Below are 15,370 nucleotides of genomic sequence, written 5' to 3'. Positions count from 1 at the left end.
TCACGGTAACACGATGTTCACGTCAACGCGACGGGTATCCGGAGGGGATTTCCACGCCTCGGATCGGCCGCGCCGAGACGTCGAGAACGGTCGCCCCCAGAGTTCCGAGGCGACCGTTCGTGACGGATCGAGTGGCGCTGCGGCCCGGCGTCAGGTCCGGTTGCGGGCCATCACCGCGCGCTGCAGGAGCACGAAGACGAGCAGGATGCCGCCGGTGATGATGGTGGTCGCCTCGGGCGGGATGCCGCCGTCGCGGGTGATCAGGACGTTCATCAGGCCGAGGACCAGGGCGCCGATCACCGAGCCGAGGACGAAGCCGACGCCGCCGGTGAGCAGCGTGCCGCCGATGACGGTCGCCGCGATGGCGTCGAGCTCCCAGCCGGTGCCGGTGATGTTCTGCGCGCTGCCGAGGCGGGCGGTGTAGACCACGCCGGCGAGACCCGCGAGGGTGCCGCTGATCACGTAGATGAGCAGCTTGGTCCGGACGACGGGCAGGCCCATCAGCGCGGCCGACGGCTCGGAGCCGCCCATCGCGTAGACCGTCCGGCCGAGCCGGGTGCGGTGCAGCACGAAGAACGCGGCGGCGACGACGATCACGGCGATGATCACGCCGGGGCTGATCACGAAGTCGTTGACCTTCGGTCCGTCGATCAGCTTGATCGGCGTCGCGAGCGACAGCACGGCCGAGTCCTCGGGGAGGCGCTCCGGGACCGTGCTCAGCATCGAGGCGAGGCCGCGGGCCAGGAACATCATCGCGAGGGTCGCGATGAACGGCTGGACGTTGAAGTACTGGATCAGCACGCCGGAGATCAGGCCGAACGCGGAGCCGATCAGCACCATCAGCAGCATCACGAGCCAGGGGTTCCAGCCGCTGTTGATCAGCAGCACGCCGCTGACGCTGGTGAAGGCGATCACCGCGCCGACCGAGAGGTCGATGCCGCCGGTGAGGATCACGAAGGTGAGGCCGACGGCGAGGATGATCAGGTGCGCGTTGTTGATCAGCAGGTTCGAGATCGTGCTCGCCTGCAGGATGCGCCCGTAGGCGACCTCGCCGTAGACGATCATGCCCAGGAAGATCACCAGGGCGGCGAGGGTCGGCAGCTTGTCGAGGTGCTGGCTGAGCCACGAGGTGGCGGAGGAGCGGTTCGACTTCGCCGGCGGGGCGGGTCGGGTCAGCACGGCGCTCATGCGGGGATCGCCTCTTTCTGCGGGACGCTGCGGCGCGCCTCGCGACGGTTCTTGAAGGCGGAGCGGACCCGCTCCGACTGCAGCAGGCACAAGGCGACGATGACGATCGCCTTGAAGGCGGGCGTCGCCGAGGACGAGACGCCGAGGAAGACGACCGTCTTGTCGAGGGTGGCGATCAGGACCGCTCCGACGGCCGCTCCGGTGATGTTGAACTTGCCGCCCGCGAGGGACGTGCCGCCGACGACGACCGCGAGGATCGCGTCGAGCTCGAGCTGGTAGCCGGTGCGCGAGACGTCGACCGTCATCACGCTCGCGGTGGCGAAGACGCCCGCGACGCCGGCGAGCACGCCGGAGCCGATGTAGGCGGTCATCAGCAGGCCGCGGCGGTTGATGCCGGCGAGGCGGGCCGCCTTCGGGTCCATGCCGATGGCCTCGATCATCAGGCCGAGCGCGCTGCGGCGCACCAGGACTCCGACGACCACGACGATCGCGATGGCGAGCAGGAAGACGACGGGGAGCCCGAAGACGTAGCCGTTGGCGAGCCAGCGGAACGGCTCGTTCGTCGCGGCGGTGTTCTGGCCGCCCGTGATGACCTTCGCCAGGCCGCGGCCGGCGAGCATCACGACGAGCGTGCTGATGAAGGGCTGGAGCCCCACCACCGAGACCAGGATGCCGTTCACGGCACCCAGCACTCCGGCGACCAGCAGCGCGAGGGCGAAGGCGGCGGCGGCGGCGCCGAGCGAGTCCGGCGCGCCCTGGGCGTTGAGGAACTCCATCGAGACGGCGCCGGCGACGACCATGATCGAGCCGACCGAGAGGTCGATGCCGCCGGTCGCGACGACGAGGCACATGCCGACCGCGATCATCAGGATCGGGGCGGCGGCGCGGGCGATGTCGATGACGTTGCCGACGAGGTAGCCCGTGGTCGGGCTGACGCTGACGCCGAGGTAGCTCGGGTCCTTGACGACGTTGACGAGCAGCAGCAGCACGATGGCCACCGCTCCCCAGAAGTACTGACGGCGGATCAGGCTCGCGAGGAGCGAGCCCCGGTCCGGTCGCGTGTCGCTGCTCATGATGCGGCCTCCTGCGTGGCGCCTTCGAGAACGACGACGTCCTCGTCGACGACTCCCTCTGCGGCGATGGTAGTGACGATCGACTCCGCAGTGACAGCGGGTCCGTTGAGGATCTCCGCGATCACGCGGTGGTCCTTGAGGACGATGATGCGGTCGCTGAGGCGGACGACCTCGTCGAGCTCGGACGAGATGAAGACCACGGCGACGCCCTCGCCGGCCAGGGCGACGACCTTCTCCTGGATCTCGGCCTTGGCTCCGACGTCGATGCCGCGGGTCGGCTCGTCGAGGATGAGGATCTCCGGGGCGGTGGCCAGCCAGCGCCCGAGGAGCACCTTCTGCTGGTTGCCGCCGGAGAGCTTGCTGATCGGGCGGTCCGGGTCGGCCGGGCGCACGTTGAGCTCGACCAGGTACTTGGCGACGATCTCGTCCTTCTCCTTCTTGGAGAGGGGACGGGCCCAGCCGCGCTTCGCCTGGACGGCGAGGATCAGGTTCTCCCGGACCGAGAGGTCGCGGATGATGCCCTCGTCGCGGCGGTTCTCGCTCGAGAAGGCGATCTTGTGCGCGAGTCCGGCGGTCGGCGTCGGGACGTCGACCTTCTTGCCGTGCAGCGTGATCTCGCCGGTGTCGGGCTTGTCGACGCCGTAGATCAGGCGGGCGAGCTCGGTGCGGCCGGAGCCGAGGAGACCGGCGAAGCCGACGACCTCACCGCGGTGCAGCGTGAGGTCGGTCGCCTCGATCGAGCCCTTCTTGGAGAGGCCCTTGGCCGAGTAGAGCGGGGCCTCGCGGTAGAGGTGGTCGCTGTCCGCGCGCTCGGAGTCGAGGGAGCGCAGCGCCGCGATGTCCTTGCCGATCATCTTGGAGATGAGCGAGGTGCGGTCCAGCTCGTGGGTGAGGTACTCGCCCACGTAGGTGCCGTTGCGCAGCACGGTGAGGCGGTCGCTGATCGCGTAGACCTGGTCCAGGAAGTGCGAGACGAACAGGATCGCGACGCCCTCCTCGCGGAGGCGTCGGATGACGACGAAGAGGTTCTCGACCTCGTTCGCGTCCAGGCTCGAGGTCGGCTCGTCGAGGATGAGCACGCGCGAGTCGCTGACGGTGGAGCGGCTGATCGCGACCAGCTGCTGCATCGCGATCGAGAGCGAGGCGAGCGGGCGGCGCGGGTCGAGGTGGCCGAGGCCGAGGCGCTCGAGGGCGCGCTTGGCGGCGTCGTGGGTCGCCCGCCAGTTGATGCCGAAGGGGCCGCGCACCTCGTAGCCCAGCATGACGTTCTCGCCGATGCTGAGGTTGGTGCAGAGATTGACCTCCTGGTAGACGGTCGAGATGCCGGCCGCCTGCGCATCGGCGGTGCCGGCGAGGCGCCGGGGCGTCCCTCCGACGACGATCTCGCCGCTGTCGATCTTGTAGACGCCGGTCAGCGCCTTGATGAGGGTGGACTTGCCGGCGCCGTTCTCGCCCATGAGGGTGTGGACCTCGCCCGGGAACAGGCGGAAGTCGACACCGTCGAGGGCTTTGACGCCGGGGAAGCTGATCGAGATGTTCTTCATCTCGACGATCGGAGGCGAATCCGCCATGTCGCGTCGTTCCGTTCTCGAGTGGCGCTGCTCTGCGCCGGAGGTGGGAGCGACCGGGACCCGCGGTGGGGCCCCGGTCGCTCCGATGGAGGGGTGGTGCTGCTGAGCGGTGCTTCCTAGAACTTGCGGTCGGGCAGGGCGGTCGCCGCGGCCTCGGGCGAGTCGAAGGTCTCGCTCGGGACGACGATCGAGGACTCGACGGTCTCGCCGGCGAGGGTCTTCTCGACGGCGTCGAGGGCGGTCTCGCCGAAGAGCGGGTTGTACTCGGCGACGAAGCTGAGCTCACCGTCGGCCAGGGCCTGCAGGGCGTTCTTGGTGCCGTCGATCGTGGCGATCTTGACGTCGACGCCCGGGGTGAGGCCGGCCTCCTGGACGGCCTGGACCGCGCCGAGACCCATCTCGTCGTTCTGGGCGAAGACCATCTGGACGTCGTTGTTGTTCGACTTCAGGACGGTCTCGAAGACGCTCTTGGCCTCCTCGGTCGACCAGTTGGCGGTCTGCGCGCCGACCTTGGTGAAGGCGGAGTCGGCGCCGATGACCTCGTCCCAGCCCTCGTTGCGCTCGTTGACGACCGAGACGCCCGCGGGGCCCTCGAGGGTGAAGTACTTCGCGCCGTCGGGGAAGCTCGACTTCGCCCAGTCGGCGACCGAGGTGCTGACCGCGATGTTGTCCGGCGCGATGCGGGTGACGTAGAGGTCGGTGTCGTCCGGCTCGATACCGCGGTCGATCAGGATGACCGGGATCTCGGCCTCCTGAGCGCGCTCGAGCGAGTCCTCCCAGCCGGAGCCCTCGGTGGCAGACAGCAGGATGATGTCGACGCCCTCGTCCACGAAGGACGTGAAGGAGTCGATCTGCGACTTCTGGTCGCCGTTGGTGGCGGGGGCGTACTTGAGGTCGTAGCCCGCGTCGGCGGTGAACGTCTCCTCGATGTTGGTCTCGTTCGCCTGACGCCACGCGCCCTCGGGGCCGACGGCCACGAAGCCGATGGTGGTGACGTCGTCGCCGCCGCCGCCGGCGGCCGTGTCCGAGCCGCCGGAGCAGCCGGCGAGGCCGAGCGCGAGTGCGCCGACTGCTGCGAAACCGAGGAACTGGCCGAAACGCCTCGTGTTGTACATGGATCTCCTCCTTGAGATCACGGACGCGCGGGAGCGTCCGTGGGTGCGGGCCCAGGGGCCCGGATGTGATGAGTGCAGTGCGGGCCTGGCGCCCGAGGTGCGGTGAGTGCAGGATGTGCGGTGGACGCCCGTCGTGCAGTGACACGTCCGGGTGCGTCCTGGGCAAAATGTTACCGTGAACAATTCTTGTGACGCAACAGCGCCGGAGCGACTTCGGTAACGATCGTGCATTGACGCCGAGGACCCGCCGCCTCCCGAGGGAGACGACGGGTCTCGATACGCCGCGGTGCGCGGCTACTCGCCGTGCCGCAGGCGGCGCCGCAGGAGCAGCGCACCGCCGCCGAGCAGGAGCGCGAGCGCCCCGAGCGGCAGCAGCGACAGGTCGACGCCGGTGGCGGCGAGGTCGCCATCGGGCCCGGCGACGGGCGCGGGCTCGTGCGGCGCGGGCCCACCCGGCGCGGGCTCCCCGGGAGCGGGGATCACGGGCGGCGCGGTCTCGGTCGGCATCGGCGCGGGCGTCGGCGTCGGCGTCGGCACCGGCTCCGTCCCCTCCTGCGCGAGCACCGGCACCGTCGACCAGTCGATGTCGCTCGCCAGCCCGTAGGACGTGTACGACGGCTGGTTGTACGCGGTCTGCTGGCGCGCGACCTCGACCCGGTACTGCGGGTCGTGCATCAGCGTGGTCAGCTTGCGGTCGGTGACCTCGGTGCTCGAGTAGATCCGGATCGCGCTCGAGTCCGCGGTCGGCAGCAGCAGCTCCTCGCGCCAGTCGCCGAGCACGTCCGCCACCAGGGACGGGTTGCCCTTCGTGCCGTTGTTCGTCACGGTGCCCTCGGCCGAGAGCAGCACCGAGCCGTCACCGGTGACGATCGTCGGAGTGACGGGCGTCGCGTCCTGCATCGTCGTGCTGGCCACGATCTGCGTGGTCATGTCCGCGGCCCAGCGGATGCTCTGGTTGGTGCCGGGCTGCTCCGCGGGGTCCCCGCCGGTGAGCGGCTCGCCGCTCGCCGAGAGCTTCCCGATCGCCCAGACCTCCTGGCCGGGGACCTCGGGGTCGACGTCGCCGATCATGCCGCGTCCGGTGTCCTTGCCGGAGTAGGCGCCGAAGAGCACCGCACCGGTGCCGGCGTCGCGCAGCGCGTAGCCGTAGGGCGCGCCGACTCCGCCCTCGTGCACGGTGAAGATCTCGAGTCCGGGGTTCGCCGGGTCGATGTCGGTCACGTGCATCGCGTCGCCGTGGCCGAGCTTGGCCTCGGTGCCGGGCGCGCTGCTGCCCTCGGGCAGGGTGTCGTAGGAGCTGTAGAGCAGGCTGCCGTCGTCGTCGAGCGTCGCGGAGCCGTAGACGATCTCCTGGCGGCCGTCGCCGTCGACGTCCGCCGCGCTGAGCGAGTGGAAGCCCTGCGTGGTGAGCGTCGCCCACTCCGGGCTGGTGCCCTCGCGGCCGTGCGGGGTGTCGTTGAAGGGGTTGGTCAGCGGGACGTGGCCGCTGTCGGCGACCCAGCGCTGCGAGAGCGAGGTGCCGTCCCAGTCGTAGGCGACGACGACCGCGCGGGTGTAGTAGCCGCGGGCGAAGACGGCGGACTGCGTCTCGCCGTCGAAGGAGGCGACGCCCGCGAGGAAGCGGTCGTTGCGGTTGCCCGGCTCGATCCGGGAGTAGGCGTAGTCGCCCCAGAGCAGGCCGTCGTCGCCGCGGGCCGGCTCGTAGGCGACGGTCTGCAGCTCCTCGCCGGACTCGCCGTCGAAGACCGTGAGGTACTCGGGGCCGCTCAGGATGAAGCCCTCGAAGGTCGTCAGGTCGTTGCGGTCGCTGCGGCTCGGCGCGTAGACGTCGATGAAGTAGTCGGCGAGCTCCGTCGCCCCGGCGCGGTCGAGCGGGTAGGCGTGCGTCGGCGCGATGCCGAACGCCTCCTCGAGCGTCGCGGGCCACTGGCCGCTCGTCACCTCCTCGCGGGTGCCCCAGCCCTCGAACACCTCGATGAGGTGCTCGCGGTAGCCGGCGGCGGAGAGGCGGTAGTCGTCCTGGGGAGTGACGCCGGCGGCGACGTCCTCGGGGAGGAGGGTGATCGACTCGGCGCGGGCGGGGTCGTCGCCGCGCAGGATCGTCGTGCCCGGGGCCGTCTTGGTCATGATCTCGGAGCGGCCGTCGCCGTCGAAGTCCGAGACCAGGAACTGCGTGTAGTGCGCGCCGGAGCGGATGTTCACGCCCAGGTCGATGCGGTGCAGCAGCGTGCCGTCGCCCTCGTAGGTGTCGAGGTAGGTGCTGCCGGTGTAGCCCTTCTGCGAGACGTCCTTCGCGTTCGAGGGGTACCACTTCACGACGTACTCGTAGTCGCCGTCGCCGTCCATGTCGCCGACGCTCATGTCGTTGGCGCTGTAGGTGTAGGCCTCGCCCGCCGGAGTGACGCCGTCGGCCGGCTTCTGCAGCGGCAGCGTCTCGAAGGCGTCTGCGGAGGCGGTGGCCGGTGCGCTCGGCTCGCCGGGGGCGCCGTCGACGAGCGGGACGACGCGGTACTCGTCGCCGGGCGCGCCCGCCGGGTCGTGCAGGTTGGTGCTGTCGGTGACGACCCCGACCCGCTCCGCCCCGCGGTAGACGGCGAAGTCGGCGCCGATCATCCCGGTGTCGGAGGAGTCGGTGACCTCGGTCGCGAGCAGTCGCCAGCTGACGAAGACGCCGCCGTCGGGCGAGGCGAGCGCGACGACCCCGCGGTCGAGGTCCTCCAGCTGCGCGGTGAGGACGGGGTTGGCGGGGGCGGTGCTCGACTCCGCCGCCGCAGGCGCGGCCCCGGTGAGCGCGAGCCCCGCGGCGAGCGCGGCGGCGACCGCGGTGGACGTGCGGCGTGAACGTGAATTCGGCATTGAATCCCTCGGCATCGATGGTCCGGGATGCAGGAATGCGCTTTCCCCGGTCCCGCGCCACCCTACGTGAGACGTTTCACAGGGGTCAACCACCTGCCCGGCCGACTCACCCACCCTGGTCGAGCAGCCGCGGAGCGGCGTATCGAGACCCCGGGTCACCAGCCGTCGTCGGCGGTGTCGTCGTCCGTGGTGTCGGCCGCGATCATCTCGACGATGGTGTCGACGGTGAGCCAGGGGCCGTTGCTGACCTCGCCGATCTTCTCGCGGTCCTTGAAGACGACGATGCGGTCGCTGAGGCGCACGACCTCCTCCAGCTCGGAGGAGATGTAGACGATCGAGACGCCCTCCTTGGCGAGCTGGGCGATGTGCGCCTGGATCTCGACCTTGGACGCGACGTCGATGCCGCGGGCCGGCTCGTCGAGCACCAGCAGGCGCGGGCGGGTGGCGAGCCAGCGCGCCAGGACGACCTTCTGCTGGTTGCCGCCGGAGAGGTACTTCACCGGCAGGTCGGGGTCGGCCGGCGTGATGTTCAGCGCCTCGACGTAGGTGGCGACGAGCGTGTCGGTCTCGGCCGCCGACAGTGGGTGCGCCCAGCCGCGCAGCGCCTGCAGCCCCAGCACGAGGTTCTCGCGCAGCGACAGGTCGCCGATGATGCCGTCCTCGCGGCGGTTCTCGCTCGAGTGCGCGATGCGGTGCCGCAGCCCCGACACCGGATCGACGATGTCCGCGTGCTCGCCGTCGATCAGCACTTCGCCGCTGTCCGGCCGCTCCACGCCGCTGAGCAGCGACGCCAGTTCGGTGCGCCCGGAGCCGCGGAGCCCCGCGAAGCCGACGATCTCGCCGCGGTGCAGCTCGAGGTCGGTGGGGGAGACGGCGCCCTTCCGGCCGATCCCGACCGCCCGGTAGATCGCCGGTCCGGTGGGCTGGCGACGGTGCTCGCGGCGGTCGGAGCCGATCTGCCGCAGCGCGTCGATGTCCTTGCCGATCATCTTCGCGATCAGCTCAGCGCGGTCCATCCGCCGCGCGGGGTACTCGCCCTCGGTGCAGCCGTCGCGGAGCACGGTGATGCGGTCGCTGAGCGTGAGGACCTGCTCGAGGAAGTGAGAGACGAAGACGATCGCGACGCCCTGGTCGCGCAGCCGCCGCAGCACCGTGAAGAGGCGTGCGACGTCGCCGAGGTCGAGGCTCGAGGTCGGCTCGTCGAGGATCAGCACCCGCGGCCGGTCGACCATCGCGCGGCCGATCGCGACCAGCTGCCGGATCGCGGGCGAGAGCGAGCGCAGCGGGAGGCGCGGGTCGAGGTCCTCGAGGCCCAGCTCCGCCAGCATCTCGGCCGCTCGCGCGTGGGTGCGCGACCAGGAGATGCCGAGGCGCCCGCGGATCTCGTGCCCGATCATCACGTTCTCGCCGATGCTGAGGTTGTCGGTCAGCCGCTCGTCCTGGAAGACCGCGGTGATGCCGGCGGCCTTCGCGTCGGCCGGTCCGCTGAAGCGCCGGGCGACGCCGTCGACGACGATCTCGCCGGCGTCGGGCTGGTGGATCCCGGTGAGCGTCTTGATCAGCGTGGACTTGCCCGCGCCGTTCTCGCCCATCAGCCCGTGGATCTCGCCGGGCACGAGCCGCAGCCGCGCGCCGGCCAGTGCCGGCCCGGACGAGAAGGAGACGTGGATGCCCGACATCTCGACCACGGGCTCCGGGCGTGCGGGACCGGGGCGTGCGGGAGTCGTCGTCGACTGAACTGACACGTGCCGTCCTCGGTTCGTGTGCGGAGCGGCGCCGGGGGAGCGCCGCGCCAGGGGTGCCGCCGATGATACGCCAGCGTCGACGGCGGCCGGGTCAGCTGCGCGGCGGCGCCGTCGACTCGCGCACCACGAGCTCGGTGGGGATGCGGGTGCGCTGCGGGATCTCCTGGCCGCGGATCCGCGCGTGGATCACCTCGGCGACGGTGGTGCCGAGCTTGTCGAAGTCCTGCCGCACGGTGGTCAGCGGCGGCAGGAAGTGCCGGGCGGTCGGCAGGTCGTCGAAGCCGACGATGCTGACGTCCTGCGGCACGCGGATCCCGCGCTCGACGAGGCCGTGGATGACGCCGAGCGCCATCTCGTCGTTCGCGACGACCATCGCGGTGAACTCCGGCACCGACTGCAGGCTGCGCGCGAACTCGTAGCCGGAGTCGGGGGTCCAGTCGCCGACGACGATCGGGCGCTCGCGCATCCCCCAGGCCTTCGCCCGGCTGTGGAAGGCGCGCTCGCGGGCGCGGGCGTCGAGCCAGTCGAGCGGGCCGGACATGTGCAGCACGTCGCGGTGGCCGAGCGAGGCGAGGTGGTCGACCGCCTGGCTCATCCCGGCCTGCTGGTCGACGGAGACGGTCAGGAAGTTGGCGTCCTTGTCGGACTTCACGACGAGCGTCGGCACGCCGATCTCGACGGTGCGCAGCGTCGCGACGGACGACGAGCGCGGCGCGATCACGCAGAGCGCGTCGATCCCGAGACCGGAGAGGTGCCGGATCGCGTCGACCGGGCTCATGTCCTGGTCGTCGCGCAGCGCGACGGAGGTGACGGAGTAGCCCTTCTCGCGCGCCGCCCGCTCGATCGCGCGGAGGGTGCTCGACGGGCCGAACTCGGCGCCGCTCTCGATCATCACGCCGATGCGGTCGGTGCGCTGGGTGACGAGCGAGCGCGCCGCGATGTTGGGGCGGTAGTCGAGCTCGGAGACGGCCTCGAGGACCTTCTGCCGGGTCGACTCCTTGATGTTCGGGTGCCCGCTGAGCACCCGGGAGACCGTCATGTGCGAGACGCCGGCGACCGCGGCGACATGCCGGAGGTTGGGCCGATCGGCCATGGCGCGGACCTCCTCCGCTCCCCTGCGGGAGAGCCGTGCACCCTCGGTGCGGGCGGGATGACGAGGGCTCGACATCGCGGGTCCGTTCAGCATAGTCAAGCGGGCCCCGGTGATCGCCGACAGCGCGCTTCAGTCCGCGACGCTCAGCACGAGCGAGCGTGCTCCGGGCTCTCCGGCGGTGGAGCGGACGGTGAGCAGTCCGGCTCCCGCGTCCCAGCGCGTGGCCCAGGCGGGCAGGCCCGCGGGGAAGGCCGTCCGCACCTCGACCGCGCGGCCGAGCAGGCTCGGGAACGCGAGGGTCGTCTCGGCGGCGTCGTCGCCGCGGTCCCAGAGCGAGAGCGCGACGGCGCCGGGCGCGCGCAGCGCCGAGGCGACCCAGCGGTCGGTCCAGCCCGGCAGGCCGAGCGGCCAGAGCGGCACGGAGCCGATCAGGTGCGGCCGGAGCTCCGCCGCCGCGCGCACCGCCTCGGCGACGAGGGCGCGCTGCGCCGGCGTCATCCGATCGAGGTGGCCGGTGAGGAGGAGCCGGCCCGCGAGGCCCGTCACCAGCGTGAAGGCGATCGCCTCGTCGCTCATCTCCGGCTGCGGGCAGGCCCAGTTCGCGGCCTGCTCGGGGAGCATCGAGAGCGGGGCCGCGGCGGCGATCGGCGGGGCGAGCAGCGGATCCTCCTGGTCGGAGGTCGACTGCAGCTGCAGCCGGGAGAGCATCGCGGAGTCGGCGCGCATCGCTCCGGAGGCGCAGTTCTCGAGGACCAGCTGCGGGTGGCGGTCGAGGACGCCGTCGATCCAGGCGAGATGCGCGCGGGAGTGCGCGAGGAGTCCCGCGCCGGCGCTCGTCGCGTCGCGGTCGGTCCCGGGGCCCGGATCGATGTTGTAGTCGAGCTTGAGGTAGCCGATGCCGAACTCGGCAACGAGCCGGTCGACGGTCTCGTCGAGGTGCGCGCGGGCCGCCGGATGGCGCAGATCGAGGTGGTGGCGGCCGCTCTCCTCCACCCGGAGGCCCGAGCGGGAGAGGAACGCGTCGTCGGGCAGGGAGCGGGCGAGCGGGCTGCCGGTGCCGATCACCTCGGGCTCGAGCCAGAGCCCGGGCACCATGCCGTGGCCGCGGATCGCGTCGACGACCTCGCCGAGTCCACCCGGGAAGCGCCGGGTCGACGGCGTCCACTCGCCGACCGTGTCCCACCAGGACTCCGTCTCGGCGTACCAGCCGGCGTCGACGCAGAACACCTCGGCGCCGACCTCGGCGGCCGCGGCGATCAGGGGCAGGAGCTTCGCGGTGGTCGGGTCGCCGCCGAGGGTGTTCAGGTAGTCGTTGAAGACCAGCGCCGGCCGGCGGTCGTCGGGGTGCGCGCGCCGGGCCGACCGCTTCGCGCGGGTGAGCGCCGCGGCGGCGTGCTCGAGGTCGGTGCCGACCGCGATCAGCGCCGGCACGGAGGAGAAGGACTCGCCCGGTGCGAGGAGCCGCGACCACTGGTGGTCGCGGTCCGTCGGGCCGGACGCGGCGAGGTAGGCGTCGCCGATCTGCTCGCCGACCTCCCAGCGCCAGGGGCCGTTGTGCGCGACCTCGCAGAGCCAGGTGACGTCCTGCCGGCGGGAGCGGACGGCGACGAGCGGGAGGGCGCCGCCGGTCGACCAGGTGCCGGTGGCGGTGCGGACGACGGACTTCCGCGGCGGCTGCGCGGTGTGCTCGGGATGCAGGTCCGGCAGCAGCTCGCGCAGCTCCCGGGCCTGCCAGCGGCCCTCGCCGAGCCACTCGCTGCGGCCCTCCAGCAGCTCCCAGTCGGCGGCCGGGTCGGTGGCGGTGCCGACGTCGAGCCGGGTGCCGAGCGGCATCGCCCAGCTCGTGACGGCCGTGAGCAGGATCCGCTCGGAGCCCGCGTTCTCGACCGAGGTGCTCGCCCGGAGGGCGCCGCCGAGCGCGTCGATCGCGGTCGTGACGAGCAGGCCGTCGGCGCTCGCCGAGACGATCCGGAGGGTGCTGTCGCCGGCTTCGTGCGAGACGTAGCGGAGGGAGTCGCCGATCGCGGTCTGCACGAGCCGGTCGGTCGAGGTGACGTGGCCGCGGCCGGCGGTGAGGATCCCGACCAGCGGCAGCGGGTGGTCGAAGCAGATCTCGAGCTCGCCGGCGACGAGCCGCGCGAGGCTCACGGGGGCGTCGGCAGCGCGGCGGAACTCGAGCTCGAGCCGCCCGGCGCGCCAGGAGAAGGTCTGCGCTGGCATGGGTGTCTCCGATCGCACGAAACGTTCGCTTCGGACTCTAGGCGGGGTGCAGTGGTCGATCAAGAGCGCGAGGCGAAACGTTTCGCCGACCGGGAGGAGGACGTCTTCCGGAGGGGTTTGACCTTGCGCAAGTGTCGCTGTTACCGTGAACAAAATCTCGCCCCGGCTCTCGGACCCGCGCTCTCGCGGCCGACCGGGTGCGCCCGCATCACGACTGACGACGGAGTCATCCATGCACCTGACCGCGCCCGCACCGGGCCTGCGCCGCCGGCTGACCGCCGGCCTCCTGATCCTGCTCGCGGCGGTCGTCGCGCTGCCGCTGGCTGCCGCGAGCCCGGCAGCGGCGATCGGCGAGTCGACGTTCACGAACCCGCTCGAGCCGGACACGGCCGATCCGACCATCGAGTTCCACGACGGCAACTACTACCTGGTCGCGACCACGTGGGACAACCGCGTGGTGATGCGCAAGGCGCCGACGCTCGCGGCGCTGGGCACCGCGACTCCGGTGACCGTCTACTCCGACACGAACCCGGGCCGGAACGCGAACATGTGGGCGCCCGAGCTGCAGCGGCTCGAGGGCCCGAACGGCTGGCGCTGGTACCTGATGTACACGATGGGCACCGCCGGGAACTTCGACCGCCAGCACCTCCAGGTGATCGAGAGCGCGGGCGACGACCCGATGGGCCCGTACAGCTACAAGGGCCGGCCGATCCCGACCGACGACTGGAACATCGACGGCGCCTACCTCGAGCTGAACGGCGAGCTCTTCGTCACCTGGTCGGCGTTCTCGGCCGGGCCGAACCGCCTGCAGAACAACTACATCGCCCGGATGTCCGACCCGTGGACGGTCTCGGGCCCGCAGAACGTGCTCTCGCAGCCGCTCGAGCCGTGGGAGACCATCGGCGCTCCCGTCAACGAGGGCCCGGTCCCGCTGCAGAAGGACGGCCGCACCTGGATCGTCTACTCGGCGAGCTTCTGCGGTACCGAGGACTACCAGCTCGGCACCCTCGAGTACGACGGGACCGGCGACCCCGTGCTCGCCTCTTCCTGGACCAAGAGCGACGGCCCGGTCTTCTCGAAGGCGAACGGCGAGTACGGCACCGGCCACAACGACTTCTTCGACTCGCCCGACGGCACCGAGACCTGGAACCTGTACCACGCGAACCCCGGCCCGGACGACGGCTGCGGCCGCCAGCGCTCGGCTCGCGCGCACCTCGTCGACTGGACCGCCGAGGGCGAGCCCGACTTCGGGGTCCCGCTCGGCACCGCCGCCCGGGTCCCCGTGCCCAGCGGCGAGAACGCGCCGATCACGGCCCGCGTCGAGGGCGCGCCCTGGCAGCTGGTCAGCCGCAGCACCGGCCTCTGCGCCACGGTGTCCTCCGCGCAGAGCGGTGACGGCGCCGGCGTCGTGCAGGGCTCCTGCGCCACGCCCCGCGCGAGCTGGACGCTCGACAGCACCGGCGACGGCTTCCTCCGCCTCGTGAACGCGAGCAGCGGGAAGTCGCTCGGGCCGGTCGGCTGCTCGACCGCCTCGGGTGCCGCGCTGCAGCAGTCCGCGTGGCTGACGACCTCCTGCCAGCAGTGGACGGTGGCCCCGGGTTCGGGCGGCTACTCGACGCTGACGAACCGCACGAGCGGCAAGGTGCTGGACGCGGTCTCCGGTGCGATCCGGCAGTCGATGCCGAGCGCCGCCGCCTCGCAGGAGTGGGCGCTGCGCCCGGCCGGCGCGGTCGCCGTCACCTCGCTCGTCACCGGCAAGTCCTTCGACCTGCCGAACTGCTCGACCGCCGACGGCGCGGTGCTGCAGCAGCAGGAGTGGCTCGGCTCGCCGTGCCAGCGCGTCACCTTCACGGCCGCCGCTGACGGCGCCGTCGAGATGCACCCCGTCTCGGCCGCCGCCAAGTGCCTCGCGGTCACCGGCGGCTCCACCGCCGACGGCGCGACCGTCACGCAGGGCGCGTGCAGCGTGACCGGCAGCAGCTGGCGGCTCCGCCCGGGGAACGACGGCACCGTCGAGCTCCGCGCCGTGCACAGCGGCAAGGCGCTCGACCTGTCGAACTGCTCGGACCAGAACGGCACCCGGATCGGCCAGTGGAGCGTGCTGAACAACGACTGCCAGCGCTTCCGCGTCTCTCTCGGCGCCCCCGCCGCCCCGGTCGCGCTGCAGCTCGCCGCCACCTCGTCTGTGCGCTGCGTCGCAGGCAAGCCGGTGCTCACCACGACCGTGAAGAACACGGACGACCTGCCGGCCGACATCACCGTCACCACCGCGGCCGGCACGAAGACCTTCGCGGCCGTCGCCGGCGGGAAGAACGCCACGGCGAGCTTCACGGTGCGCCAGCCGACGCTGGCCGCGGGCTCGGCGGCGGTCGCCGGCACGGGAGTCGACGACACGGGCCGCGCGGCCACGCAGTCGGCCGCCTACCCCGCGATCACCTGCTGACGCCGGGGTCTCGATACGCCGCTGCGCGAGGCGTGCATCTCGCTGGTCGAGTAGCCCGCGCAGCGG

The 15,370-nt window shown here is 71.7% G+C and carries 9 protein-coding genes; 1 reads left to right on the top strand and 8 read right to left on the bottom strand.

Features of this window, described 5'->3' with window-relative positions:
* Positions 1 to 150: 150 nt before the first annotated feature.
* The 8 genes from HRK28_RS07685 to HRK28_RS07650 all read right to left on the bottom strand — a co-directional run bounded on the left by HRK28_RS07685 (position 151) and on the right by HRK28_RS07650 (position 12,861).
* Complete coding sequence (locus HRK28_RS07685; RefSeq protein WP_173250896.1) at positions 151 to 1,188, bottom strand: sugar ABC transporter permease; 1,038 nt, start codon at positions 1,186 to 1,188, stop codon at positions 151 to 153.
* Positions 1,185 to 2,261, bottom strand: coding sequence for an ABC transporter permease (locus HRK28_RS07680; protein WP_173250895.1), 1,077 nt, complete (start codon positions 2,259 to 2,261; stop codon positions 1,185 to 1,187). Before HRK28_RS07680 ends, HRK28_RS07685 begins: the two co-directional genes overlap by 4 nt.
* On the bottom strand, positions 2,258 to 3,832 hold the full coding sequence (locus HRK28_RS07675) for a sugar ABC transporter ATP-binding protein (protein WP_173250894.1): 1,575 nt from the start codon (positions 3,830 to 3,832) through the stop codon (positions 2,258 to 2,260). The genes HRK28_RS07680 and HRK28_RS07675 overlap by 4 nt, the downstream gene beginning before the upstream one ends.
* Positions 3,833 to 3,948: 116 nt before the next feature.
* Positions 3,949 to 4,947 carry an ABC transporter substrate-binding protein gene (locus HRK28_RS07670; RefSeq protein ID WP_160086789.1) on the bottom strand — a complete coding sequence of 333 codons (999 nt, stop codon included), beginning with the start codon at positions 4,945 to 4,947 and terminating at the stop codon, positions 3,949 to 3,951.
* Between the two features lie 294 nt (positions 4,948 to 5,241).
* Complete coding sequence (locus tag HRK28_RS07665; RefSeq protein ID WP_173250893.1) at positions 5,242 to 7,803, bottom strand: rhamnogalacturonan lyase; 2,562 nt, start codon at positions 7,801 to 7,803, stop codon at positions 5,242 to 5,244.
* A gap of 155 nt (positions 7,804 to 7,958) precedes the next feature.
* Positions 7,959 to 9,548, bottom strand: a complete 1,590-nt coding sequence (locus HRK28_RS07660; protein WP_367948358.1) for a sugar ABC transporter ATP-binding protein — start codon at positions 9,546 to 9,548, stop codon at positions 7,959 to 7,961.
* Between the two features lie 91 nt (positions 9,549 to 9,639).
* Complete coding sequence (locus HRK28_RS07655; RefSeq protein ID WP_167306038.1) at positions 9,640 to 10,641, bottom strand: LacI family DNA-binding transcriptional regulator; 1,002 nt, start codon at positions 10,639 to 10,641, stop codon at positions 9,640 to 9,642.
* A 129-nt stretch (positions 10,642 to 10,770) separates the two neighbouring features.
* Positions 10,771 to 12,861, bottom strand: coding sequence for a glycoside hydrolase family 36 protein (locus HRK28_RS07650; RefSeq protein ID WP_173250892.1), 2,091 nt, complete (start codon positions 12,859 to 12,861; stop codon positions 10,771 to 10,773).
* 232 nt (positions 12,862 to 13,093) lie between these two features.
* Between HRK28_RS07650 and HRK28_RS07645 the strand changes: the two genes are divergently transcribed.
* Positions 13,094 to 15,304 carry an RICIN domain-containing protein gene (locus HRK28_RS07645; protein WP_173250891.1) on the top strand — a complete coding sequence of 737 codons (2,211 nt, stop codon included), beginning with the start codon at positions 13,094 to 13,096 and terminating at the stop codon, positions 15,302 to 15,304.
* The last annotated feature ends 66 nt before the right edge of the window (positions 15,305 to 15,370 follow it).

The sequence above is a fragment of the Rathayibacter sp. VKM Ac-2835 genome (genome assembly GCF_013266705.1).
In the GTDB taxonomy this organism is placed as follows: domain Bacteria; phylum Actinomycetota; class Actinomycetes; order Actinomycetales; family Microbacteriaceae; genus Rathayibacter.
The sequence above is the reverse complement of the archived record's forward strand: the minus strand, read 5'-3'. Positions and strand labels throughout refer to the sequence as shown.